A 25,500-nucleotide genomic window follows, 5' to 3' on the forward strand; every position below is an offset into this window, starting at 1 on the left:
GGGAGCCATCAACGACCAGCTGGAGAGCTGACGGCCAGGCTCTGCATGACGGGCTGATCAGAATCGGGCCATCGTCCAAAGGCATGACCCAGCGCTTCGACGCCAACACCTACCCGCTCGATGCTGGCGTTCGATTGCTCGAGGCCAGCGCCGGCACCGGCAAGACGTTTGCGCTTGCCCATCTCAGCCTGCGGCTGATCACGGAAGCGGCCATGCCGCTCGACAGCCTTCTGGTGGTCACCTTCACCGATGCGGCCGCGGCGGAGTTGCGATCCAGAATCGGCCGGCGGCTGCAGGATGCCCTGCTGGGGCTCGAGGCCCTCGAGCGGCGGCAGCCCCTACCGGAAGCGGATCAAGTCCTGAAGGATTGGTGGCGCGACAGCCCCGACGACCGCAACCGCCGCGACTGGATCAGTCGTCTGCTTCTGGCTCTGGAGCAGTTGGATGCGGCAGACATCACCACGATTCACGGCTTCTCTCGCCGCAGCCTTCGGCGCCAGGCGATCAGCAGCGGCGCAGCGATGCAACTGCAACTCGAGACCGACTCCACGGCCCTGGTGCAGGAGGTGGTTCAGGAGATCTGGCAGCAACAACTGCTCTCGCTGCCGCTTGGCCAGCTGGCGGGACTGGAGCAGGCCGGCTTCTCCTTTGAAGGCCTCTGCGCTGCCCTGGGCGGACTGGATGGGGACCCCCAGGCTCGGCTTGCCGTCGATGCGGAGGATCTGTCTCCCGACCAGCCCCTGGCCGACCAGCTGCAGCACTCGATCGAGACGGATTGGCAGCTGTTCCTCACGCTCTGGATGCGGGATGGCGCTGCTCTCGAGCAGGCCTTCCGAGCCGCGGCAACCCAGTGGAAGGCCCTCACGTTCAAAACCACGCCCTACAGCGCCTCACCCCGTACCGACCGCGTTGCCCAGGTCGATCAATGGATCGCGGCGCAGCAAGGCACCCCGGATCTGATGACCATCCGCGGCCTGGAGAAGCCGCTTCACGACTACTTCCATCCCGGCGTCTGGTGCCGAACGGCACGGAAATGCGGTGAACAGGACCCGTCGCTGGCGGCAGCGGAGCTGCAGCGAGCCATTGCGGATCTCTGGGATGGCCCGATCGAGCGCGTCTGGCGATATGCCCTGCGCCGCGGCCTTCAGGCTCTGGAGGACCGTCGCCGGCGCAGCGGCGTGATCAGCTTCGCCGGTCTCCTGGCTGAGATGGATCCCGGAGCTGGCGAGGCGGCCTGGCTGGAACCACTGCGTCAGCGGTACCGAGCGGTGATGGTGGACGAGTTTCAGGACACCGATCCCACCCAGTGGCGTCTGCTTCAGAGCGCTTTTGCCGATCGCTCGCGATTCCTGTTGCTGGTTGGAGACCCGAAGCAGGCGATCTACCGCTTCCGGGGGGGTGATCTGGACACCTACCGCCGCGCCCGGGACCAGGTGGATCGGATCGACGATCTGCTCGACAACTTCCGGACGACGGAGCCCCTGATGGCTGGGCTGAATGCCCTGATGCAACCCGGCCTGCCCTGCTCAGGCCTTGACGTGCCGTTGGTGAGGGCCTGCAGCGACCGGGAGCCGGCGGAGCTTCCGGAGGGCGAATGGCCCCTGAAAGTGCTGATCCACGAGAGACACGCAGAGACCAGCCGAACGGCTGTGGAGGAGTTGCTGCCAGCGCAGCTTGCGGAGGTGGTGATCCGCCTGCTGAGCGATCGGCCGCGGCTCGTCCCGTCACAGCTGTGCATCCTGGTGAGCCGGCACGACCAGGCTGCGGATCTCCGTCGCGCCTTGGCCGAGCGGGGAGTTCCCACCCGACTGGTGGCTCAGGGCGACGTCTTCGAGAGCGAAGCAGCGGGGGTGTTGCAGCGGCTGATGGATGCCCTGGCAGCCCCTGGAGACGATCGCTGTCTGCGGCTGCTGGCGGCATCTCCGCTGCTCGGCTGGCGTCCCGAGGCGCTGAGGCGGGCGGTTGAGGATGACCAGCTCGATCAGCTGGCTCAGCGTCTGCGTCTCTGGGCCGATCAATTGCCCCGTGTGGGTCTGCTCGGTTGTCTTGCGGACCTGCTGGAGGCCGATCGGATGGCGGATCTTTCCGAACGCGGTCGCCTGCTGGCCGACCTGCAGCAGGCGGGCCGTCTGGTGCAGGAGGAAATGCACCGTCAGGGTCTGGACGTCTCCAGCGCTGCGCAATGGTTGCGTCGGCAGCGCCTGCATCCTCCGGTTCCCGTGCCGGACGCCCGTGAACCCCACAGTGATCTGGCCGAAAGCGCCGTGGCCGTCGTCACGGTCCATCGCAGCAAGGGCCTGGAATTCCCCGTGGTGATCTGTCCCTATCTGTGGCGTGGGGCCAAGGAGGCGCGATACCTGTTCGGACCGCTCTGGCGTGACCGGGGTGACGCGGGCTGGCGGATTGCCCTGAGCCGCGACTGGGGTGCCGGCTGGAGGCTGTGGCAGCAGAGCCATGCCGATGAGGTGGCGGAGGCTGAACGGCTGGCCTATGTGGCTGTGACGCGGGCCCGTTCCCAGCTGCTGCTGGTGTGGGCTCGCTGCAGTGGCCAGCGGACGGTGCTGCAGGACTGGCTGTTTGACGGCGATCCCGAGCAGGACCGGATGCGCGTCTTGCCGTTCACGGTGGAGCCGCTGCCGGAGGAGCCGGGTCTTCAACGCTGGAGTCCGCCGCAGCCCCAGGATCCGCTCGCCCTGGGAGCCGTGCCGGCGAGGATCGATCGCCGCTGGGGCCGCTCCAGTTATTCCGCCTGGATCGCCTCACCGGCGGCCGACCCCCTGATCGAGCAGGGCCGGGATCAGGACCCGGCAGCGGTGGATGCACTCGACGCAGGCCAGGAGCGCTGGCCCGAGCGGGGGCCGTTGGCGGACTTCCCCCGGGGCGCGGCCGCCGGAGACTGCCTGCATCGCATCCTTGAGGAGCTGCCCTTTCAACCGTCCTCGCGGCGGCAGGGGTCTCTCGAGAATGAGTTGATTGAACAGGAGCTGCAGCGGGCCGGCCTGGATCCGGGCTGGAGTTCGGCGGTGCAGCTGGGACTCGAACAGGTGCTCAGCACGCCCCTGGGCGGCCCTTTGGGAGACATCAGCCTGCAGACACTCTCACCCGATCGGCGTCTCCATGAGCTCAGTTTCGATCTCCCGGTGCAGCAGGCCCGCACCCTGGATCTGGTGGACGCCTTCCGCCTGGATCCGGAGGCGCGCTTCGGCAGCGATTACATCCCCCAGCTGCGGACCCTGCAGGTGAACAGTCGCGGCTTCCTGACGGGCTCGATCGATCTGGTCTTCAGTGATGCCCCTGACCCTCATCAGGCCCGCTGGTGGGTGGCCGACTGGAAGAGCAACTGGATCGGCGAGAGGGCACTGGCCGGTGAGAACTGCCGTTGCGGTCCCCGCCACTATCACGATGCAGCGATGCAGGCGCAGATGCTTGATCATCACTACCCGCTGCAGGCCCATCTCTACCTTGTGGCCCTGCATCGCCACCTTCGCTGGCGGCTGCCCGGTTATGCACCGGAGCGTCATCTCGGCGGCTACGTCTATGTGTTTCTGCGCGGGATGCCCGGGGCCGAGGGGTTCGAGCAGGGGGCCCAGGGTCCGGGTCGCATCGTTGAACCGGCTCCCCTGCAACGGGTGCTTGCTCTTGATCGGATGCTGCAGGAGGTTGAGCCATGAGCAGCAGCTGGCCCGCAGCGTTTGCCGGCGCGGTGCATGCCGCCCTGCGGCGCCGTCTGCCACCTGAGGCTGATGGGGCGGAGCTCGAACGGCTCAGCCTGGAGCTGATCGAGGCCCTCGAACGCGGTGAGCTGGATCTGCCGCTCACGCTGGAACGGCGGACAGCCGCTGCCCGGAGCGGTTGGCTCGATGGCGAAGCCTCCCCGTTGTTGCTGCAGGGGCAACGGATCGGTTGGCGTCGCTGGTTGGAGTCGATGCAGGCCGTGGTGGAGCAGCTCCTGGTCAGGACCCAGCCGCTGTTGCCGCCAGCCCGGCCGGTGACGTCCTCTGCGGACACGCTCAACCCGGAACAGCAGGCCGCTGTGATGGCGCTGGATGAGGCGCCGGTGGTGCTGCTCAGCGGTGGACCTGGGACGGGAAAGACCAGCACTGTCGTGGAACTTCTGCAGCGTGCGACGTCTCGTCATCCCGAATTGCGCCCCGGTCTGGCAGCGCCCACCGGCAAGGCGGCAAGGCGTCTGGCCGATGCGGTTCGGCCACGGTTGCAGGACGTTCCCTGCTTCACCCTGCATCGCTGGCTGGAGGCCTCCGGTGATGGTTTCCGTCGCCACCGCAAGCGTCCGCTGGAGCTGGATCTGCTGGTGATCGATGAAATGTCGATGGTGGATCTGGCCTTGATGACGGCGTTGCTGGAGGCCCTGCCGGCGTCCTGTCGGTTGGTGTTGGTGGGTGATCCGGCCCAGCTGCCGCCGATTGGCAGCGGCGCCGTCTGGCACCGCCTGCAGGACCCGGCCATCCGCTCACAGTTCGGATCGGCCGCCATTCATCTGCAACGCACCTATCGCAACCGCGGCGCCCTGGCGGACCTGGCGAGGGCCCTTCGTGAGGGCGGTTTGCCTGCGTTTCGTGAGCAGCTGGACCGTTTGCCGAGCCAGGCCAACGTGACCGTGGTTGAGGCCAGGCTGCAGCGGTTGCCGCCACTGGTGCGCGAGCGCTGGCAGACGCGCCATCGGCGCCTGGCGACCCTGGCCGAGGGGCTGGTCGATCGACCGGAGCATGAGCTGCAGCAGGCCGCTGAACCGCTGCTGCGGGAGCTGGAGCGGGACCTGCTGCTCTGCCCGCGTCGACAGGGCCCCTGGAGCCTCAACGACGTGCATCGAACGTTGCTGGGCGCCGCCGCCTGGAATGATCCGATGGCCTGGGGCGAAGGGGTGCCGGTGATCTGCGGTGGCAATCAGCCGGAGCTGGGGCTGGCCAATGGGGATCTCGGCGTGAAGCTGGGTGCCGGCGAGCAGGGGCGTGTGCTGTTCCGTGTGATCGGCCCGGACGGAGAGCAGCAGGTCCGGCGTCTGCATCCGGCCCGTCTGAAAGCGTTGGAGCCGGCCCTGGCGCTCACGATCCACCGTGCTCAGGGCAGTGAGGCGGACACCGTGGGTGTGCTGTGGCCCCAGGGGGATGGCCAGGACAGCGCCTACGACAGCTGCCTGCTCTACACCGCGATCACACGGGCCCGTGTCAGCCTGGATCTGTTCTTATCCACGTCGACCTGATGCGGGTGGAGCGTCCCTGGGGTTGGTACGAGGATCTTCTGGAGGCACCTGGGTACAAGGTGAAGCGCCTGATGGTCCGTCGTGGCTGTCAGTTTTCCCTGCAGCGGCACCATCACCGCAGTGAAAGCTGGACTGTGGTGTCCGGTGATGGCGGCCTGTTCTGTGACGACCAATGGCACAACGCCAACCCGGGTCTGATGCTCACCATCCCCTGCGGTGCTGTGCATCGAGCCCGGGGTGGCGAGCAGGATCTGATGATTCTCGAGGTTCAGCACGGCAGCTTGCTCAGCGAGGACGACATCGAGCGTCTGCAGGATGATTACGGGAGAGTGATAAGTTAGGGGTCTACCTTTGAAGCGTAGGCAACACAACCAGGACGTGATCGGTGATCACAGGGCGGTTGTGAGCCTGATTTCAAGGATTAATCAGGCCAGGGCCTACCACCATGACTGCACAGAACCCTCACGGGCAGAACGTGTGCGCCGTTGACCAGACCTCTCCGGTGATACCTGAGAAGCAGGCCGATGATTCACTTACATCAGTGGTTGCATCCACTGACAGTGAACCGTCTTCAACTGCAGAGGCAGCGTCATCCGGATTTGATGGCTTTGGGTTCAGTCAAGCCTTGCTCGACACCCTTGCCGCCAAGGGCTACAGCGAACCGTCCCCGATCCAGCGGGCAGCCTTTCCCGAGCTGATGCTGGGCCGGGATCTGGTCGGTCAGGCCCAGACCGGCACCGGCAAGACGGCGGCCTTTGCCCTGCCCCTGCTGGAGCGGCTCCAGGAGGGCTCCAAACGGCCCCAGGCCCTGGTGTTGGCACCCACCCGCGAACTGGCGATGCAGGTGGCCGACTCATTCAAGGCCTATGCCGCAGGCCATCCCCAGCTCAAGGTTCTCGCGGTGTACGGCGGTTCCGATTTCCGCTCCCAGATCCAGGCCCTGCGCCGGGGCGTCGATGTCGTGGTGGGGACACCCGGTCGGGTGATGGATCACATGCGTCAGGGAACGCTCGACACCAGCGGTCTGCGCAGTCTTGTGCTCGATGAAGCCGACGAGATGCTGCGGATGGGCTTCATCGACGACGTCGAGTGGATTCTCGAGCAGTTGCCCGAGGAGCGGCAGGTGGTGCTGTTCTCCGCGACGATGCCGCCCGAGATCCGGCGGTTGTCGAAGCGTTACCTGAAGGACCCTGCGGAGGTGACGATCCGCACCAAGGATCAGGAAGGCAAACGGATCCGGCAGCGCTCGATCACGGTGCCGATGAGCCACAAGCTCGAAAGCCTCCGCCGTGTGCTCGATGCCTGCGGCAGCGAAGGTGTGATCATCTTTGCCCGCACCAAGGCGATCACCCTCACGGTGGCCGAGGCCCTGGAGGTGGCCGGCCATCAGGTGGCGGTGCTCAATGGTGATGTGCCCCAGTCCCAGCGCGAACGAACGGTGGAGCGCCTGCGCGGCGGCACCGTCGACATCCTCGTGGCCACGGATGTGGCGGCACGCGGCCTTGATGTCGATCGCATCGGACTGGTGATCAACTACGACATGCCGTTCGACAGCGAGGCCTACGTGCACCGCATCGGCCGGACGGGACGGGCAGGCCGGACCGGGGAAGCGGTGCTGTTCGTCTCCCCCCGGGAGCGACGCTTCATCAGCAACCTCGAACGGGCCACCGGTCAGCCGATCGAGCCGATGGAGATCCCGGGAAATGCGGCGATCAACCAGGGACGCCTCGATCGCCTGCGCCTGCGTCTCAGCGAAGCGGCCCGCAATGGCCGTCCCAGCGAGGAGGAAACCGCGCTGTTGAAGGAGCTGATCCAGCGCATCGGCACCGAGCTGGAGATGACGCCCGACCAGCTGGCTCTGGCAGCCCTCGGGCTGGCCATCGGTCCGGCGCCGCTGCTTTGCCAGGGGGATGAGGAGTGGATTCAGCAGGCCATGGCCGGTGGCCTGCGCCGCCGTGAGCGGGGGGAGCGTGGCGATCGCGATCGACGTCGTTCGGATCGTCCCAGCCGTCCGCCGGAGGATCACATGCAGAGGTATCGGGTGGAGGTTGGCCACCGCGATCGGGTGAAGCCCGGCAATCTCGTCGGAGCGATCGCCGGAGAGACGGGCCTGCAGGGGCGCATGATCGGCCGCATCCAGATCTTCGACAATCACAGCCTCGTCGATCTGCCGAAAGGGATGCCTGAGGATGTTTTCAACAACCTGCGGCGCTTGCGGGTGATGAACCGTGAGCTCCAGATCAGTCAGGCCAGTTGATGGGTCTTGTTCTGCCGATGCTGCTGGTGCTGGCGATTCCACCAGCCCAGTCAGCGGGCAATCACCAGCTGATTCGCACCATGTGCATGGCTGCCTTCGATTCCGCCATGGCTGATGCCGGCAAGACGCCTCCAGAGGGCATGGGTGATTACACCTGTCGCTGCTTCATCCAGCAGGTGGAAAACGGATCGGGAATCGATTCGGCCAAGGACATCTGCAAACAGGAAGCGGTGAAGAAGTTCCCGATGTGATGGGTCAGGTCAGCTGCTGCTGACCTGATTGGTCAGGGAGGCTTCCTCGCTGACCATGCACTCCATGCATCGGATCAGTTCCAGTTGCACCTCCGGAAGGCTCTGCTGCACAAGGGTGTTGAGCAGCGTGAAGCGGTCGCTCGCGATCAGATCACCGTCGTTGGCCCAGTGCAGAGCCTGCAGATGGAGCGAATTCATGGATCCCTCTCGCGTCAGAATTTGCTGACAATGAGACGAACTCGGCGAAAACGGTCCGGACCTTCTGTTTCCCTTCCGATTTTTGTGTTGAAACGTGGGTCCGCCCTGTAACGTCACTGTGCACAGATCCGTCCCATCGGCTCGTTTCCCATCACCCGGAACCGGCCCACGCGACTGAGCGCATCCAAAGCTCCACGTTCATGACCATCTACATCGGCAATCTCTCGTTCCAGGCGGAACAGGAGCACCTGTTCGATCTGTTCAGCGAGTACGGCGAGGTCAAGAACTGCAGCCTGCCGCTCGACCGTGAAACCGGCCGCAAACGCGGTTTCGCCTTCGTGGAAATGGTCAGTGCTGAGGACGAACAGAAAGCGATCGACGACCTCCAGGATGTGGAGTGGATGGGCCGCATGATTCGCGTCAGCAAAGCCACCCCCCGCGAGCGCTCCGGCGGCCCCCGGGGTGGTGGCGGCGGTTACCGCAACTGAATAACGCTCAGGCCTCGCTGTCCTGAAGCTCCAGCAGGTCTTCTCGTCCCCACAGTCGCCTCAGGATGTTGCGGCTGTGGTTGACCGGAGCGCCGATCACCTCCAGTTCCTCCCTGAATCGTGGCAGCGCAGCCCTGAGCCCACGGCGCTTCTGCCGGGCCAGGTAACGGTGAAAGCGGTTGAACGACCTTGAACGGCTCATTGCACCTCCTTTCGGTTGTGTTGTTGTTCTACTGCTGCTGATGCGGCAGAAACAAAGATGACATCAAGCTTCAGCAACGTTTCAGAACGACCGCCCCTGCGGCGTCTGCTGACCCATCTGGCTCCCCAGCGACGGCTGGTGGCCGCGGCAGTCTGCTGCTCGCTGCTGAACAAGCTCTTCGATCTCGCCCCGCCGCTGCTGATCGGCCTTGCCGTCGATGTGGTGGTGCGCAAACGGGATTCGATCCTGGCGAGCTTCGGAATCTCAAGCCCGTTTCATCAGCTCTGGTTGCTGGCGCTGCTCACCTTTCTGATCTGGGCTGCCGAATCGCTGTTCGAATATCTCTACGACGTGCTCTGGCGCAACCTGGCCCAGACCACCCAGCACCGGTTGCGTCTCGAGGCTTACGACCATCTGCAGCAGCTCGAGCTGGCGTTCTTTGAGCAGGACAGCAGCGGCCGCCTGATGGCGGTGCTCAATGACGACATCAATCAGCTTGAGCGCTTCCTCGATCGGGGTGCCAATCAGATCCTGCAGCTGATCACAACGGTTCTGGTGGTTGGCATCGGCATGGCCGTGGTGGCGCCGGAGGTGGCCTTGTTCGCCTATCTGCCGATCCCCGTGATCCTCTGGGGCTCGCTGCGTTTTCAGAACCGCCTGGCCCCGCGCTACCGCGAGGTGCGTGCCCGGGCCGGTGATCTGGCGTCCCGCCTGGCCAACAACCTCGGCGGCATGCTCACGATCAAGAGCTTCACCGCTGAAGCCCTGGAACTGGAGCGACTGACGGGAGAAAGCCAGGCCTATCTGGAGAGCAATGCCCGGGCGATCAAGCTCTCGGCCGCGTTCATTCCCCTGATCCGCTTCGCGATCCTGTTCGCCTTCATGGCGATCCTGCTGATCGGCGGCTTTCGAACCCTCTCCGGTCAGCTGGAGGTGAGCACCTACAGCGTGCTGGTGTTCATCACCCAGCGCCTGCTCTGGCCGCTGACGGCTCTAGGCCGAACCCTCGATGAATACCAGCGTTCAATGGCCTCCACCCGGCGTGTGCTGGACCTGATCGACACACCGATCGGCATCAAGGGCGGCCCGCAGATGCTTGATCGGAGGATGGTTCGCGGGGAGCTGCGTTTTGAAGCGGTGGACTTCGCCTATGAGGGCCGTCCAGCGTTGCTGCAGGGGTTTGACCTGGTGATCCCGGCCAGCAGCACCATCGGCATCGTGGGCTCGACCGGATCCGGAAAGAGCACCGTGGTGAAGCTGCTGTTGCGCCTGTATGAGCGCGACGGCGGCTGGATTCTGCTGGATGACCGACCGATCGAAGCCCTGCAGCTCCAGCAGCTGCGGCGGGCCATCGCTTTGGTGAGTCAGGACGTGTATCTCTTCCATGGCACGGTGGCGGAGAACATCGCCTACGGCAGCGATTCCAGCGATCAGGCTGCACTTGAACGGGCTGCGCAGCTGGCGGAGGCTGCCGGCTTCATCGAGGACCTTCCCGAGCGCTACGACACCTTGGTGGGTGAGCGAGGCCAGCGCCTCTCCGGCGGCCAGCGTCAGCGCATCGCCCTGGCGCGAGCGATCCTCAAAGACGCCCCGATCCTGGTGCTCGATGAGGCCACGGCAGCGGTGGACAACGACACGGAGGCGGCGATTCAGCGATCACTGGAACGGATTACCCGTGACCGCACCACCCTGGTGATCGCCCATCGCCTGAGCACGGTGCGCCATGCCGATCGGATTGTCGTGATGGAACGGGGCCGGATCGTCGAGCAGGGCCGCCACGATGAGCTGTTACGGCTCAATGGCGTTTACACGAATCTCTGGCAGGTGCAGGCGGGAGAGCGCTCTTTCGCTTCCTGAACAAGGCGTTGTCCGCCATGGCTCGCCCGAGCATGCTGGGTGCTGTTCGAGCGGCAGTGCCATCCAGCCATGGCGATGGAGGCCTCTCTGAACGATCTCACCCACCACCCGCTGGGGGTGTTCGCCCTGCTGGTGGGGATCAGTGCGGCAGTGCCGCCCCTGGTTCGCCGGATCGGTCTGCCGGATCTGGTGGGCCTGCTGCTGGCGGGGGTGCTGATCGGTCCCCATGCGTTGCAGTGGGTTGAAACCGACAGCGAAACGGTGCGGCTGCTCTCTGATCTGGGGGCCGTTTATCTGCTGTTCACGATGGGGCTGGAGATCGACCTGGAGGAGTTCAACCGGGTCAAACGCCGCTCCCTGATCTATGGCCTGCTGATCCTGGTGATCGGTGTGGCCACCGGCGTCAGCATCGGCTGGATGGCGGGGTTTGCCTCCGTTTCGTGCCTGTTGCTGGGTGCCCTGATGGCCACCCACACGCCGCTGGGGTATCCGATCGTGCGCAGTTACGGCGCCCAGAAGGATGAATCGGTGGTGGTGAGCGTGGGCAGCACGATCTTCACCGACATCGTCGCCCTGCTGCTCCTGGCGGTGGGTCTGGGCCTTGGCAAAGGCGATCTCAGCGGTTTCGGCATCACCTGGTTGCTGCTCAAGATCGCCCTTTTCGCTGTGGTGGTGGTGGTGGGCATCCGCTGGCTGGGCAAGCGGCTGGTGATGCGCGGTATCAACGACGAGAACCGCATGGTGCTGGCGGTGCTGGTGGCCCTGTTCCTGGCGTCCTTGGGAGCGGAACTGGCGGGGGTGGAAAAGATCGTGGGTGCCTTCCTGGCGGGGCTGGCGGTGAATTCGGTGCTGCCTGAGGGCCGGGTGAAGGAGCAGGTGATCTTTGTTGGGGGTGTGCTGTTCATCCCGATCTTCTTTATTGATCTCGGCCTGCTGCTGGATGTGGGCAGCCTCGGCCGGAGCCTCTCGAAGTTTCAGTTCACCGCCCTGATGCTGTTGGGGGCGATCGGCGGCAAGGGCCTGGCCTCCTGGATCAGCGGCGCACTGTTCGGCTACCGGCGGCCGCAGATTCTGATGATGTGGTCGCTCACCATGCCGAAGGTGGCGGCAACCCTGGCCACCGCCTTCATCGGTTTCCAGGCGGGCCTGCTCAACCAGATGGTGCTGAATGCCGTCCTGGCGGTGATGGTGGTGACGGCGACGCTGGGGCCGATCCTCACCGAACGCTCCGTGACCCGGCTCACCGAGTCGCAGCAGGGGATGGTGCCCGTGAGCTTCGGTGAGGAACAGGAACAGATCGATGGCATCAGCGAGGTGGTGCAGCGGCCGCTGCGCATCGTGGTGCCGGTCGCCAACCCGGGCAATGAGCAGGGGCTGTTGAGCATCGCCTCCCGCCTGGTCGGGGGATCGGCGGGGGGCGAAGGCCTGCTGCTGCCGCTGGCGATGGTGAACCCGAGCCTGGAGGAGGTGCGCGGTGGTCTGAACCGGGCGGTGGCCTCAGCCCGCAGTCGCCTCAGCCAGGCCGAGCAGATCGGCCATGCCCTGCAGGTTCCCACCCGCACCCTGTTGCGGCTGGATGAGGACATCGCCGGTGGCATGAGCCGCACGGCACTGGAGCAGGCGGCGGATCTGCTGTTGATCGGTGCCGGACGCCCCGATCAGCTGCGGGCCTGGCTGCTGGGGGATGTGGTGGATGGGGTCTGCCGCACCGCCCATTGCCCGGTGGTGGTGGTGGATCTTGGCCGCCAGCGCGATGCGGGACTCAACCGGATTCTGGTGCCGATCAAGGATCTCTCCGCCAGTGCCCGGGAGCAGTTTGAGCTGGCCTTGCGGGTGCTCAACAGTGCCCCGCAGGACCAACGCACCCGGATTACCCTGCTGCATGTGCATGATCCGCGCTTCAGCCGTCAGGACCGTCAGTGGATGGAAGATCAGCTCATCCGTTGGCGACCGGCAGCCATTCCGGCTGAGCGCTTCCACATGGTGATCGTGCGCGGACCGGGCATCGATGGCTCGATCCATCGCCTCAGCCGGGAACATGATCTGGTGATCCTGCGCACCCAGCGGCGGCGGGTGGCCGGCCTGCCGATTCCCGGCAGTGATCGCACGAGCAAATTGATCAGCCAGTTGCCCTGCGCCGCGATGGTGATCAGCGATCCGTTGGTTTAAGCGTGCTTAGGTGAGCCATGGCCACGCCGTCCTCCCCTGCTCAGCCTCCCCGGGATCGGGCGGTATGGATCGCTGCGGTTGTAGGACTTGCCGGTGGCCTGATGCTTTCGGTGCCGCTGACCCGCAGCCTGCAGGGCGATCAGACCCCGGCAGCACCGCAGACCCGCAGCCTGCAGGGCGATCAGACCCCGGCAGCACCGCAGACGTTGAGCAATCCGTTTGGAAGCTGGGCTGGCTTCGGGGTTCAGGACGTGGTCGTGCTCGGCCGTGATGCCTCCGGCAGCAACACCGACACGATCTTCACGCTGCGGGTGGAGGGTGGTCGCACCGTGATCACCCAGATCCCTAGGGACAGTTACGTGAATGCCGACGGCTTCGGGGCGATGAAGATCAATGGCCTGCTGGCCGCTGGTGGACCGGAGGCGGTGGAGCGGGAACTCACGCGGCTGATGGATCGACCGATCCGCCACCACATCGTGGTGAAACTGGATGCGATCAGCACCCTGGCTGATCTGGTGGGTGGCATCGAGGTGGATGTGCCCAAGCGGCTGTATTACGTCGACCGCAGCCAGGGATTGGTGATCGATCTGCAGCCGGGCAAGCAACTTCTGAAAGGCAAGGAGCTGGAGGGCTTCCTGCGCTGGCGCAACGACGGCCGCGGCGATTTCGGCCGGCTGGAACGCCAGCAACTGGCGTTGAAGGCGTTGTTTGAACGGATCAAGCAGCCGCAGAATCTGATCCGGCTACCGGCCTTGATTGCAGCGGCCGGCAACGAACTGCAGACCGATCTTGGGCCGGTTGAGCTGGGCGGATTGGTCACAGCGATCGGTAGCACTGATCTGGACACGAAGCGGTTGAAGGCAACCCCGTTCAGCCGTGGCGGTGTGAGCTATCTCGATACGGAATGGCCAGCGAAAGACAGCAGCGGCGTGGAAGCCAGTGAAGCGAGCAGCCGCCGCTCGCAATTTTTGTTTTGAGCGACTTGATTGCGATGTCTGTTTTCACACGAGATTGATGGGCTGGTCAAATTGGAAGCCGCTGACCAAATCCCTGTCGAATAGTTCTTTGATTAGCGCCACTTTCCTGTCGCTCTGCAGCAGGTCTTGAAAATCAACAATCGCAATCCTTGAACGTAGGGCTGTCAATACATCGACGTCGTCAACAACATCGAAGAGACCTGTATCTGAGCTGACAAAACTGATCAGCTTTCTTGCTGCGCGTATTCTCGCTGATTTGCGTCCTTTTAAAAATAGGATCACTTCGTCGGTGATCTCACTCAGTTCATCATCTAAATCAACCTCCTTTAATGGGCTTGTCGGTGCCGACGTTTGATCAGAGGCGATTGATGCTGTTTTGGTGTTGGCAGAAGCCTGTAAAGCGGCCATGTTCATGCGTCCGCCACTGAGGATTTGGTCTTGAACCCCTAAGTTGTCCACCGTGCTGAGGAGTTTCTGTTTGACCTGCGGAGCTGTGAGATTGGGATTGCGACTCCAGAATGAGGTGATTGCTCCAGGGACAAACGGTGCGGCCATGGAGGTGCCGTTGGAACTGAGAACGCTCGAGACGTCTCCAATCCAGCTGCTGAAGATGCTGCTACCTGGAGCTAACACGTCGACGGATTGAGCTCCTCGATTCGAGAAGGAGCAATGCTGTCATCAATGTCTGACGCCCCAACAGAGATAATGCCTTCTAAATCGTATGAGGCTGGATAAACAGGTTCTTGATCGATATTTTTACCTTCGTTTCCTGCTGCAACAACCTGGATGAAACCTTTGCTATCTGCGATCTCCATGGCGAGCTGCAGAGATGGATCATTGTAATTTGTTGCTAAACTGAGATTGATAACTTTGGCATTGCGACTCACGGCATAGTCAACACCTCGAATGACATCACTTGTGTTGCCATTGCCGTGTTGATCCATCACCTTGATCGCTAAAACTCTTGCTTCGGGATTCACACCCAGCAGCCCGACTTCGTTGGCTTTGGCAGCGGCGATACCTGCAACATGGCTGCCATGGCCATTGTCGTCGTTGGGATCATTGTCGTCGTTCACAAAGTCATAACCCATCAAGTCATCAATCAATCCATTTCCATCATCGTCAAGTCCATTGATGCTTTCGGCTCCATTCAGTTTGATGGTGTCTTTGAGATCTTCGTGGGTGAGGTTCACGCCCGTGTCAATCACGGCAATTGTTCCACGGCCACCTGCATCTTGACTGATGTACTGAAGCGGCTCTGAGATGGTTTTGAAGTAATCATCGGCACCGATATCGGCTCCTTCTTTGGCGCCTTTGTAAGTGCCTCTGTTGAATAATCCATGTTGGTGTTTGCAAAGAGGTTCATTGGCCGCCCAGGAAAAACCCGTGTCTTCATCGATGGGTTCAGTTTCAATCAGTGAGGACTGTGGAAGAAGGCTTTGTGAGAAGAACGCCTCGTATTCGGCCAGTTGTTTGGATGATGTCTTGAAAGGCTTGTTTTTCTTGATTAATTGCAACGACTTGTCGAAATCCCAGATTTGTATCTTTTTATCGTTTTTATGCCTCAAGGCGAGCTTGTTTTCTTTTTGATTCTGGTCTGCAGCAATGCAGGTATATGCTACTTGTTTGATGGTTAATTTTTTTCCCTTGCTGTCGGTGAGAAAGCTTGTGTCTGATCTGCCGAATTCGATGAATGCTTTTTTAGTGTTGTTTAAAAGTTCTGTGCTTCCAAATCGCTCGATCGCATCCCATTCGGCGGGGCCTGAGTCACCGTTTGATTTTTGAATGGTTGTCTCAAAGAGTGATTTGCTCATTGATTATTCATCGATAGTTGTTTTTCAAAAAATGCGATATGGCTGCTCTTTAATTTGCGGAGAACGCTTCAACCATCTTGAAATGGAAGATTCTCCCTCTTACTTTTCCAGGTTTCCTGCGTCTTGCTTTCGATTTCAGCGGAGTTGATCAAACGATGTATTGGTAGACCAAAGTTGAGAACAACGATGCATGCCAACGGCGATCCAACAATTCAGATCAACAGATTCAGCGAGCGGACAACCCGTCCGCAGAGGTCCTGTACTTTCTCCCAGCGATCTTCATTGACGCTGGTGGCGAGGGTGTAGAGCCGGCCGCGATCCACCACAACCGTCGCCAGTTCGTGGCGGTCGCGATCGGGAAGGTGCACGGCGTATTCGAGGTCATAGAAGGTATGGCCGTTCATCTCCCGTTCACCGGCTTCAATCAGTTCAGCGGTACGGCCGCTGCCAACGGTGGCAATCACTTCCCGGCGCAGCCGCTCACCCACAGCCACAGCACTGCCGAGGGCGCTGAGATCGTTCTGCTCATCGACCTTGTTCACCATCAGGCTCACGGTTTCATCGCTGTGGATCAGGTCGTGGAACACCACCCGGGGGCCATTGCTTACCTGCACCTGGGTCCAACCGGTCGGGTAGAGGAAGGCAAATCGACCGTCGGGGCTCTGGTACGACTGCAGGCCTGCGGTCGGTCCGGCTGCACAGGCTCCCAGAACGACCACCAGGGCCAGGCAGGAGAGCAGGCGGACAAGTGATCGGAACGGCTGCATCAACCTCAGAGTGAATCGCAGCATTCTGCCTAGAGTTCGACCCATCGGCGGCAGACTCCTGAGCGGCTTCACCAGACCGTTGGCCCGGCTGATCGATCAGTTCGAACGTCTGCCAGGCATTGGCCCTCGCACCGCCCAGCGTCTGGCATTGCATCTGCTCAATCAACCGGAGGAGCAGATCCAGCAATTTGCCGATGCGTTGTTGGCGGCCCGCAGCCAGGTGGGCCAGTGCCAACGCTGTTTTCACCTATCCGCTGATCCGCTCTGTGAGATCTGTCGCAACCCCGAACGCAGCAACGGTCTGATCTGTGTGGTGGCGGAGTCTCGCGATCTTCTGGCGATGGAGCGTACCCGTGAATTTCAGGGCAGTTATCACGTTCTCGGTGGCTTGATTTCACCGATGGATGGTGTGGGCCCTGAGTTGCTGCACATCACCTCCCTGGTGAAACGGCTGGATTCAGAGGCGATCACGGAGGTGATCCTGGCGCTCACGCCGAGTGTGGAGGGAGACACCACCAGCCTCTACCTGGCCCGGTTGATCAAACCCTTTTGTGAAGTGAGCCGCATTGCCTACGGCCTGCCGATGGGCAGTGAACTGGAATACGCCGATGAGGTCACCTTGAGTCGTGCTTTGGAAGGACGCCGACCCGTTGATTGAGCCTGACTGAGGGATTGTTTGAGCAGCCGCTGAGACATGTCTGAGAGCTCCCTGAGAAACCCGACAGATGACGGTGTGAAATCGCTGGGGGTCGATTCAGACTTCTAGGGAATTCACCGAATGGATGCCCTTCGCGCTGTCATTCTCAAGCCGTAGGCCCCGTTTTGGTCGTAAGCCCCGTCGGGGAGGTGCAAGGCGACCCAAGCCAAGGCCAAAGCTGTTATGGCTTAAAGAGCAGGCGTTGCTCGCTCAGGCCGCTGCTGAGCAGATCGCTCCAGAACAGGTCATCTCAGAGACAAAGCCAGGGCAAGTGCCTGAAGTGCTGGCCGTCGATGAGCAAGCCTTGACGCGCGAGAGCGAGACGGTCCTTCCGACCCTCGATGAGGCGATTCCGGAGGTTGCGGAGCTGATTCCGGAGGTTGATGAAGTTTTTGGAGATGTAAAAGGTTTTGTCGCAGATGTGGAAGCGTTGATTCCAGACGTTGAGACGTCGATCCAACATGTGTCTGGGCTGATTCCGGATGTTGATGAGGAGCTCCCGGATGTTGACGAGGAGATCCCGGACGTTGATGACGAGCTTCAGGATGTGGATCAGGAGCTTCCGGTTGTTGAGGAGGAACTCCCGGATGTTGACGAGGAGATCCCGGACGTTGATGACGAGCTTCCGGATGTGGATGAGGAGCTTCCGGACGTTAGTGACGAGCTCCCGGATGTTGATGAGGAGCTTCCGGACGTTAGTGACGAGCTCCCGGATGTTGATGAGGAACTTCCGGTTGTTGATGAGGAGCTCACGAATGTCGATGACGAGCTGATCCCTGAACCGACTCAGGAGCCCAGTGAGGGGGCCAGTCACGGATCAACGTTGGTGGTGAAGTGGAACGAACTGGCCTTGCAGGCCATCCGGGAGGACAAACCGGTCCCGACGGTGATCACGCGTTCGCTGCATCTGGCCCATGCAGCGATGTACGACGCCTGGGCAGCGTTTGATGCAGACGCGGCAGGTGCTTACTTCAACCCCCGCCAGACGCGTCAACTCGGTCGGCGATCTGCGGAGCGCATGAAGCTGGAGAGGGCCGTCAGCATGGCGGCCCACAACACCCTGTCGGAACTGTTTCCGAATCACCGCGACAGCTTTGATCAGCTGCTGAGGGATCTCGGCCTCGATGATGCCCAGCACCCTGCGGCCCGTCTGGGGGCCCGCGTCAGCCGTGCCGTGTTGCGTTCCCGCGCCAATGACGGTGCAAACGCTTCAGGCGGCTACGCCGACACCACAGGTTACCAGGCCCGGAATGCGCCGGACGCCGAGGATCTCGATCCCAATTACTGGACCCCGTTGAAGGTGCCCAATGGCCGTGCCGTCGATGACAACGGCACACCCATCGCCACCGACGACCCATCCAGCTACGACATTCAGTCGCCGTTGACGCCCCACTGGGGTGGTGTCACCCCGTTTGCCATCGACAGCGGTGCGGCGTTCCGCCCCGTGGCCCCTCCCATGTTCGGCGATTTCAGCCCCTACACCGACGCCAACGGTGTGGTGACTACGAACGATGCGGCCTACCGCCAGCAGTTCACGGAGGTGGCGGAGCTGAGTGCAGCGCTGACGCCGCAGCAGAAGGTGATCGCCGAGTACTGGGCCGATGGCCCAAAGAGCAGCACGCCGCCCGGGCACTGGAATGAATTCGCCCACGACATTGCCTTGCGGGAGGAGCACGATCTCGGCCAGGACGCCAAATTCTTCTTTGCCCTCAACAACGCCCTGTTCGACACGGGAATCGCCATCTGGGATGCCAAGTACAGCCATGATTTCGTGCGTCCGCAGACGGCGATCCGCTATCTCTTCGAGGACCAGGAGATCGAAGCCTGGGGTGGTCCCAACCAGGGCACCCAGCTGATTCCGGGCAGCAGCTGGCAGCCCTATCAGGACGTCACCTTCGTAACGCCGGCGTTTCCGGAATACACCTCCGGCCATTCCGGTTTTTCCTATGCCGCCGCCACGGTTCTGGAGGCCTTCACCGGCAGTGATGTGCTCTATGACGGCGTCAGCACCGGCGTTCAGGACCTCGATGGCGACGGTGAGCCCGATCTGATCGGCCGCTACACCACCGATGAGCTCGCCTTTGAGGCCTATGACGGCGATCCGATCACCCTGCAGTGGGGCACGGTCTGGGATGCCGCCGCCGAGGCCGGTCGCTCCAGGCTGTACGGCGGTATCCATATCCAGGATGGCGACCTTCGCGCCCGCGAGATGGGGCAGCAGGTGGCGGCTCAGGTGTGGAGCGCAACGGAAGCCCTGTTCACGGCGGAGGACGGAACAACGTTGCCCAGCCCCCGTCGTCCCAGGCGTCCCAGACGAAGTGAACGACGCGAACGTCGCAATCAACGCCGCAATGCTCAGCCTGCAGAGGCGATGGATCTGGCCTCTCCGGTCGAACCTCTTGAATCAGAGATTGCTGCTGAATTCGATGCATTGAATGACTCAGATTCTGCTGCTCCCGATGAACTTTTGGTGCCCGATTCAGCCCTGATGATGTGATTTAGCAGCGTTCCTACATTTGTCGGTACCTCGCAGCACCCCCGTCAATCTCAGGATGTGCTGAAGGCGGGGTGCTGTGAGTCTTGTGGGGCCCGGCGGTTCAAGTCCGTCGTTACCCCAGTTAATCCCATGTCGACATTTTCCGATCTGCTGTCTGATGCCATCGATTCAGATAGCAGCGCAGCTGCTGTCACTGACAATCTTCCATCACTTGCTGATATCGCAGAGGTGGTCGACACCATTCCATCCACCACCGAAGACATCGCTGAGGTGATCACTGAAGTGACTGACGAAGTCGCTGAGATTGATGCTGATGATCTTGCTGATGTGGTTGCTGAGATTGATGAATCAGGCGTGTCTGATCTCGCCTCTGTCACCGACACCCTCACCCTGGCTCAGGTGCAGGAGCTGTTCGAAACCTATTTCGGTTCGATCAGTGAGATGCTATCTGGGCCAGTGGATGTGGTTGATTCAACCCCAGGCGAACTGATGGCCGTCGATCTCTCAGACGAGGGCGATTTTGTGCTGGAGGAGCCATCCGGAGACTTCAGCTTTGAGCCGCGTCGTGGCGGTTTTCGAGGAGGTGGTCGCCGTCGTGGAGGGCGTGGTGGGCGCCGTGGTCTGGGCGGAGGTTGTGATCGATCAGAAGACAGCGAAACCGGCGGAAGTACACCTTCAGTGGTGAATCCAGAGCCCGAAATCGTCAGTGAACCGTCTGAAAACAGTGTGGACGATGCCTCTGAATCTGTGATCGATCAGAGCATTATGGATGGCAACCTTGTTGATGAGAGCGGTACTGAACTCACGGATACGTTTGAGGTTGCTCGTGCTGATGTTCCCCTCGACGATGTCATCAGCGGCGTGCGTGTGCGTGGACGCGAACTTGTCAATGGCACGGGTGATGATGATCTGATTGCCGCTGGACGCGGTCGTGATCGCCTGTCGGGACGTGCCGGCGCCGACAACTTCCTGTTTAACGAAGCTGAAGGCGGCTGTGGTCGGCGTCAGGCGGATGTGATCAGCGACTTCGACAGCGAGCAAGGCGATCGCATCCTGCTAGACAGCGCTGCCTTTGAAGGGGATGGCGTCGTCAGTGTTGCTGAGAGCCGCCGCGACTTCCAGCAGCTCCGTAACAGTGGCGATTGCGATTTCATCTACTACCAGCCCCGGGGCGGCCTCTACTACAACGAGAATGGAGAGGAGAGCGGCTTTGGTGAAGGAGGCCTACTTGCCGCGATCAAAGGTGCTCCGGAACTCACCGCCGAGCAGATCGCCCTGGTCTGAAACCCGTTGTTCGAACGAACCCGCGCTGGTGAGAAATCGGCGTGGGTTTGTTTGTGTTGAAGCAAAACAGTTAAGCGAAAAAGTGGAGCTAAACAGTGGAGCGAAACACTGGTACCAATGAACCTGCAAATCCTTATCGGGTGCACTGTCTGAGCCGGCCCTTCATCGTCTCGTAAGGCAGCTCCCCTTCATCTGACGGTTATTCAATGTTTCCCCGTCAATCGGAGGATGTGCAGCTGAGACTTTGCTGTGAGTCTTGTGAAGCCAGGTGGTGGTTTACACGCCGCATCTTCCATTCATCTCATGCCTTCTTTCTTTGATCTGCTATCACAAAGCAGCTATGAAAAAGCAGAATCCAGCAGCACAACAGACATCTCGATCGAGCAGCAGAACATTGTTGAATCAATGTCCAACGAATTGATCGCCGAAGGTCTGCCCACTGATATTGCCGGTGATGTTTTGGCGATGGTCGGAGGATTTGGTTTTCAGCCGATGCGTGGACGTGCTGGTCGCGGACTTAGTGGTCGCGGACGCGGTGGATGGGGCCGCGGTCATGGTGGACGCGGTCATGGTGGACGCGGTTATGGCGGTGGGGGGTATGGCTATTCAGAGCCTGATTCCGTGTTCGAGGAGGTTGATGTTACTGATGAGGTCGTTGACGAGTTAGAACCTGTTGTTGAAGAGTTCGAGGTTGTTGATGCTCTGGATGATGAGGGCGACGTCTTGGACACAACAGATGAGATCGCAGAAGCAGTTAGCGATTATGCCGGTGATGAATTTGAACTTGATCCCGATGATGTCGCTGAGGTGTTCAATGACATCGATCATGAAGCTGTTTCTGATATCACCTCCGGCTCCAACTCGTTGACGGTGTCCCAGGTGCAGAAGCTCTTTGAAATGTATTTCAATACAATTATCAATAGCGAGACAACGAACACGACGAATACTTATATTGACAACACTGATAACAGCGTCAATACGATCAACGTTGATAATAGCATCAATAATATAATTGACAACTCAAATAATAGCGTTAATGATTCCTACAATTCTGTCATCGATAATAGTGTCAACAACGTCAACACGTTTGAGGTGAACCGCACGGTGGTCTCGTTTGAGAATGTGATCAGCGGTGAGCGTTCCCGTGGGCGCGAGTCAGTGCGCGGGACGCGGGACGATGATCTGATTGCGGCGGGTTTAGGCCGTGATCGTCTTTTCGGTCGTGGTGGCGCTGACGACTTTCTGTTTGATCAGGCAGATGGTGGATGTGGTCGACGTCATGCCGATGTGATTCGCGACTTTGATGCTGATCAGGGTGATCGAATCCTGCTCGATAGTGGTGCCTTTAAGGGTGATGGTGTTGTCAGTGTTGCCGACAGCCGTCGTGAGTTTCAGCAACTCCGTAACAGAGGTGATTGCGACTTCATTTACTACCAGCCTAAGGGTGGGCTCTATTACAACGAGAATGGTGATAGTCGTGGTTTCGGTGAGGGCGGACTTCTGGCCGCACTGAAAGGTTCTCCAGAGCTCAGGGCAGAACAAATCGCCCTGGTCTGAGGCTTCGATTCAGTCGCTCACACGATGTTGCTCGATCTAACCCACGCCGGACGTAAGCCGGTGTGGGTTTTTGCTGAACAGGGTCGTGTTTCTTTCGGGATGAGGGATCCCTGAGCCGCGAACTCAGAGTTCTCTCAGGGAATCCTTCAGAAGTCCTTCAGTGCTGCTGGTGCAACCGCGAGAAGGTACGGGAGGGAGAGATCCCCTCAATTACCACCACCACAATCGTGACTCCGCTGACGAACCGTGAAAACGACGTGCTTCGTTTGATCTGCGATGGTCTTTCGAATCGTGAAATCGGCTTGTCCCTTCACATCGCTGAAACCACCGCCCGCGATCACGTTCATTCGATTATCCGCAAGATGAATGCCCGGAACCGCACAGCCTGCGCTGTGGAGGGCATTCGCAGGCAGCTGGTGAGCTGATTGGCTGTTGCGCTGATCGGCTGCTGTGCTGAAGTGTCGCAAAACCGAAGTTTTTGTATCGAAAGACACATTTACTGGCGTTGTGGTCGATGATGGCCAAGCCGGCGGCATCGCTCCGAGCGGGTTCGCCCTCCCAGGCTGCCGGCACTCACTAACAGCTGCTCCGTTGATCAGAATCGGAGCAGGAAGCGGCGTGAACCATGAGCAAATACAGCGCCATCGCTCCAGCGGAGCGTCTGCCGGAATGGTTGAGGCGTCCGATCGGTAAGGCTTCAGACCTGGAGGCGGTTCAGGCCCAGGTGAAGCAGAACCGTTTGCACACGATCTGCGAAGAGGGCCGCTGCCCGAATCGCGGTGAGTGTTACGCCGCGGGCACGGCGACCTTCCTGTTGGGCGGCTCGATTTGCACCCGTAGCTGTGCCTTCTGCCAAGTGGAGAAGGGCAGGGCTCCGATGCCGCTGGATCAAGCAGAGGCTGAGCGGGTTGCTGATGCCGTGGCGTCGCTCGGTCTGCGTTATGTGGTGCTCACCGCCGTTGCCCGCGATGACCTGGCGGATCATGGCGCTGCGCTGTTCACCTCCACGATGGCGTCCATTCGCCAGCGCAATCCGCTGATTGGCATCGAGGTGCTCACGCCGGACTTCTGGGGTGGATTCGCTGATGAGCAACGAGCGGTGCGGGCACAACGAGAACGTTTGTCAACGGTGCTGTCAGCCCAGCCTGCCTGCTTCAACCACAACCTGGAAACCGTCCAGCGTCTTCAGGGTGAGGTGCGCCGTGGGGCGACGTATCAACGATCTCTGGGCTTGCTTGCTTCCGCCAGGGAGCTGGCGCCCTCGATTCCAACCAAGTCTGGCTTGATGCTTGGGCTTGGGGAAACCCACGAGGAAGTGATTGCGGCGATGCGGGATCTGCGTGCGGCTGATTGCCAACGCCTCACCCTGGGTCAGTACCTGCGCCCATCACTGGCTCACATCCCAGTAGCCCGCTACTGGACGCCAGAGGAGTTTGATGCCCTGGCTGTGGTTGCTAGGGACCTTGGTTTCGCTCAGGTGCGCAGTGGTCCGCTGGTGCGCAGCAGCTATCACGCAGCCGATTGACGCCAGCGCCGCTGGCTGATCGTTTGCACCCTGGCGCAATTACCTGTCATCAGCATCCCGGCCCCTCCCCAGACCAGGCGCAGCGGCAAATCCCAAAGCGCTGCATCCACCGAGCGGACAGCTTCGAAACCAAAACAGCGGAAGTAGCGCAGCAGGCGTTGGTGTTGCCGTTCGTCATCACGGATGGCCAGCAGCCGGGCCGTCCGGCAGGGCGTCATTTCCAGCGTCCAGGCCATCGTGGCGCTCCAGATCAGATCCCCAACACCAGCAGGCGCTGATGGCGTCACCCGCATCGTGTCGAGCTGCAGGCCTGAGCTGGCCGGATAGGCCCAGGCTTTCATCTCCCCCAGCAAGCGGTAGCCGCGATCATCGGCCGCCTGTGCCACCACCAGTTGCAGACTCCATAACCCGAGGGGCCGTCCCACCTTGAGGCGCAACAGCAGGCCTGCATCACGCGCCTGCCGTTCCAGGTCATCGAGGCGAGGATCGGCGGCACATGCGGATGTCATGTGCTTCCATCAGGGCTGAGGTCAGGGCCGAGTCGCGGTTCGGTGATTTCTCCAGCAGCTGTTTCAGCTGGTGGGTCGACCATTCCGGAGTGGGTAGATCCTGACGTGACGGTGAAGGACGCGAGACCATCATTCTCTTGCGGCAAACCCGTCATAGGGCGCCTACGGCATTGTGCAACCCCTGAACTGGCCTAGGAATTCTTGCCGTTCTCATGCTGTTTCTTGCGGGTAGCGCTTTGCGGCGGAAACAGCCAGCAATGGCAGGGCTCCATAGAGATGGGGAAAAAGTTCACCGCAGGGGGAGGCATCCGCCCGTAACGGCGCTGCAACATCGGCGGGGTTGATCTGAAGCAGCAGCACCTCACCGGCGTCGCGGTAGAAGCGCTGAAAGGTGCCCTGAACCTGGTGCTCCCAGGAGCAGTGGATGAAGCCTGCCTGGGCAAGGGTCAGTCCACGGGTGGAGACGCTGTAGCCGCCGCTGGTTTGAGCGGCTCGCCAATCGCTGGCCAACGCCAGGTGAAACAGCGGTTGATCGAGGGGCACGGGGATGGCGTCTGCCGGGAACACGGGTTGGTGGCCACCGGGACTCCAGGGATCGGCCCGTTGCATCAGGCGTTCAAAATCCGGACTGTCCAGGAAGTGTTGGAGCCATTGCCGCAGGGGCGTCAACCTCGCATCGTCGTCAAAGCCATCCGGATCGGCGATGCGCCACTGACGCACGAATGGCCAGAGGGCGCCGTCGGCGAGGCTCATCTGCGGCCCTGTCAGCCAGCCATCAGCGGCGACGCGATCGCTCCAGACGCGCAGGATGCCGAGCCCCGCCTGCTGATGGTTCTGCCTGGACTCACCCGGGTAGCGATCGGTGTACTTGAAGCGATCAAGATGGAATTTGAACGCGCCATCGTTCTCTGCGATCAAGGCAGTGCTCGCGCCGTTCAGAACCAGATGGCGGGGATTGGCCTGAGCGAAGGCCCATCGCATCAGTTCAAGGCTTTCATCGATCACGCTGCCATCGCCTAATACCAGCACGGGAACCGTGCCCTTGGGAGAGGCATCCAGCATCTCCTGCGGCTTGGCCTTCAGGGCAATCTCTCGCCACTGCACCAGAAGCCCGGCCTGCAACAGAGCCCATCGCGCCCGCATCGCGTAAGGGCAGCGTCGAAAGCTGTAAAGGGTCGGCTGCACGTGGGAGTGGATGAGCGGCACACGCTCATCCTGGCTCGTTCAAAC

At 61.2% G+C, this 25,500-nt stretch carries 20 protein-coding genes and 1 pseudogene; 15 read left to right on the plus strand and 6 right to left on the minus strand.

The features are described from left to right. The first annotated feature begins 83 nt into the window (after positions 1-83). The 5 genes from KR100_RS06805 to KR100_RS06825 all read left to right on the plus strand — a co-directional run bounded on the left by KR100_RS06805 (position 84) and on the right by KR100_RS06825 (position 7,729). Positions 84-3,671: a UvrD-helicase domain-containing protein gene (locus tag KR100_RS06805; RefSeq protein ID WP_038544290.1), complete on the plus strand. Its 3,588-nt coding sequence runs from the start codon at positions 84-86 to the stop codon at positions 3,669-3,671. Next, positions 3,668-5,221 (plus strand): ATP-dependent RecD-like DNA helicase, encoded by a 1,554-nt coding sequence (locus KR100_RS06810; RefSeq protein WP_038544292.1) that lies wholly within the window; start codon positions 3,668-3,670, stop codon positions 5,219-5,221. The genes KR100_RS06805 and KR100_RS06810 overlap by 4 nt, the downstream gene beginning before the upstream one ends. Beyond that, positions 5,221-5,562 (plus strand): phosphomannose isomerase type II C-terminal cupin domain, encoded by a 342-nt coding sequence (locus tag KR100_RS06815; protein ID WP_038544294.1) that lies wholly within the window; start codon positions 5,221-5,223, stop codon positions 5,560-5,562. Before KR100_RS06810 ends, KR100_RS06815 begins: the two co-directional genes overlap by 1 nt. Before the next feature lie 104 nt (positions 5,563-5,666). Continuing rightward, positions 5,667-7,478, plus strand: coding sequence for a DEAD/DEAH box helicase (locus KR100_RS06820; protein WP_038544296.1), 1,812 nt, complete (start codon positions 5,667-5,669; stop codon positions 7,476-7,478). Further along, positions 7,478-7,729 carry a hypothetical protein gene (locus KR100_RS06825; RefSeq protein ID WP_038544298.1) on the plus strand — a complete coding sequence of 84 codons (252 nt, stop codon included), beginning with the start codon at positions 7,478-7,480 and terminating at the stop codon, positions 7,727-7,729. Before KR100_RS06820 ends, KR100_RS06825 begins: the two co-directional genes overlap by 1 nt. Before the next feature lie 9 nt (positions 7,730-7,738). On the opposite strand, the gene KR100_RS06830 is transcribed toward KR100_RS06825, so the two are convergent. After that, positions 7,739-7,927, minus strand: a complete 189-nt coding sequence (locus tag KR100_RS06830; RefSeq protein ID WP_038544300.1) for a hypothetical protein — start codon at positions 7,925-7,927, stop codon at positions 7,739-7,741. Positions 7,928-8,127: 200 nt separating this feature from the next. Between KR100_RS06830 and KR100_RS06835 the strand changes: the two genes are divergently transcribed. Further along, a complete protein-coding gene (locus tag KR100_RS06835) occupies positions 8,128-8,415 on the plus strand; it encodes an RNA-binding protein (protein ID WP_038544302.1) in 288 nt (95 codons plus the stop codon). Between the two features lie 7 nt (positions 8,416-8,422). On the opposite strand, the gene KR100_RS06840 is transcribed toward KR100_RS06835, so the two are convergent. Then, positions 8,423-8,617 carry a hypothetical protein gene (locus KR100_RS06840; RefSeq protein WP_038544304.1) on the minus strand — a complete coding sequence of 65 codons (195 nt, stop codon included), beginning with the start codon at positions 8,615-8,617 and terminating at the stop codon, positions 8,423-8,425. 57 nt (positions 8,618-8,674) lie between these two features. Here KR100_RS06840 and KR100_RS06845 point away from each other — a divergent pair, with 57 nt between their 5' ends. From KR100_RS06845 to KR100_RS06855, 3 genes are all read left to right on the plus strand, one after another. After that, positions 8,675-10,474 (plus strand): ABC transporter ATP-binding protein, encoded by a 1,800-nt coding sequence (locus KR100_RS06845; protein WP_038544306.1) that lies wholly within the window; start codon positions 8,675-8,677, stop codon positions 10,472-10,474. A gap of 69 nt (positions 10,475-10,543) precedes the next feature. After that, positions 10,544-12,643 carry a cation:proton antiporter gene (locus KR100_RS06850; protein ID WP_038548189.1) on the plus strand — a complete coding sequence of 700 codons (2,100 nt, stop codon included), beginning with the start codon at positions 10,544-10,546 and terminating at the stop codon, positions 12,641-12,643. 17 nt (positions 12,644-12,660) lie between these two features. Continuing rightward, complete coding sequence (locus KR100_RS06855) at positions 12,661-13,620, plus strand: LCP family protein (RefSeq protein ID WP_038544308.1); 960 nt, start codon at positions 12,661-12,663, stop codon at positions 13,618-13,620. Between the two features lie 24 nt (positions 13,621-13,644). Here the strand turns inward: KR100_RS06855 and KR100_RS14410 are convergent. Next, positions 13,645-15,434, minus strand: a pseudogene (locus KR100_RS14410) (S8 family peptidase). A gap of 212 nt (positions 15,435-15,646) precedes the next feature. After that, positions 15,647-16,201, minus strand: coding sequence for a photosystem II reaction center PsbP (gene psbP / locus KR100_RS06865; RefSeq protein WP_369793832.1), 555 nt, complete (start codon positions 16,199-16,201; stop codon positions 15,647-15,649). Positions 16,202-16,280: 79 nt separating this feature from the next. Here psbP and recR point away from each other — a divergent pair, with 79 nt between their 5' ends. The 6 genes from recR to lipA all read left to right on the plus strand — a co-directional run bounded on the left by recR (position 16,281) and on the right by lipA (position 23,761). Next, positions 16,281-16,859, plus strand: coding sequence for a recombination mediator RecR (recR, locus tag KR100_RS06870; protein WP_038548192.1), 579 nt, complete (start codon positions 16,281-16,283; stop codon positions 16,857-16,859). A gap of 241 nt (positions 16,860-17,100) precedes the next feature. Beyond that, positions 17,101-19,395 carry a vanadium-dependent haloperoxidase gene (locus tag KR100_RS14415; protein ID WP_051847361.1) on the plus strand — a complete coding sequence of 765 codons (2,295 nt, stop codon included), beginning with the start codon at positions 17,101-17,103 and terminating at the stop codon, positions 19,393-19,395. A 129-nt stretch (positions 19,396-19,524) separates the two neighbouring features. Next, positions 19,525-20,679, plus strand: coding sequence for a calcium-binding protein (locus KR100_RS06885; protein ID WP_038544312.1), 1,155 nt, complete (start codon positions 19,525-19,527; stop codon positions 20,677-20,679). A gap of 249 nt (positions 20,680-20,928) precedes the next feature. Further along, on the plus strand, positions 20,929-22,236 hold the full coding sequence (locus tag KR100_RS06890; protein ID WP_156097966.1) for a calcium-binding protein: 1,308 nt from the start codon (positions 20,929-20,931) through the stop codon (positions 22,234-22,236). Between the two features lie 227 nt (positions 22,237-22,463). Continuing rightward, positions 22,464-22,661 carry a LuxR C-terminal-related transcriptional regulator gene (locus KR100_RS14930; RefSeq protein WP_239420433.1) on the plus strand — a complete coding sequence of 66 codons (198 nt, stop codon included), beginning with the start codon at positions 22,464-22,466 and terminating at the stop codon, positions 22,659-22,661. Positions 22,662-22,861: 200 nt separating this feature from the next. Continuing rightward, the gene (gene lipA / locus KR100_RS06900; RefSeq protein ID WP_038544318.1) at positions 22,862-23,761 is read left to right on the plus strand and encodes a lipoyl synthase; all 900 of its coding nucleotides are present in this window, start codon (positions 22,862-22,864) and stop codon (positions 23,759-23,761) included. Here the strand turns inward: lipA and KR100_RS06905 are convergent. Together KR100_RS06905 and KR100_RS06910 are read right to left on the minus strand one after the other, a co-directional pair. Beyond that, positions 23,746-24,270 carry a hypothetical protein gene (locus KR100_RS06905; RefSeq protein ID WP_038544320.1) on the minus strand — a complete coding sequence of 175 codons (525 nt, stop codon included), beginning with the start codon at positions 24,268-24,270 and terminating at the stop codon, positions 23,746-23,748. The two genes, lipA and KR100_RS06905, sit on opposite strands and share 16 nt — an antisense overlap. A 210-nt stretch (positions 24,271-24,480) precedes the next feature. After that, positions 24,481-25,455: a DUF952 domain-containing protein gene (locus KR100_RS06910; protein WP_038548201.1), complete on the minus strand. Its 975-nt coding sequence runs from the start codon at positions 25,453-25,455 to the stop codon at positions 24,481-24,483. Between the last annotated feature and the right edge of the window lie 45 nt (positions 25,456-25,500).

Origin of the sequence: Synechococcus sp. KORDI-100 (genome assembly GCF_000737535.1) — a bacterium.
Taxonomy (GTDB): Bacteria; Cyanobacteriota; Cyanobacteriia; order PCC-6307; family Cyanobiaceae; genus Parasynechococcus.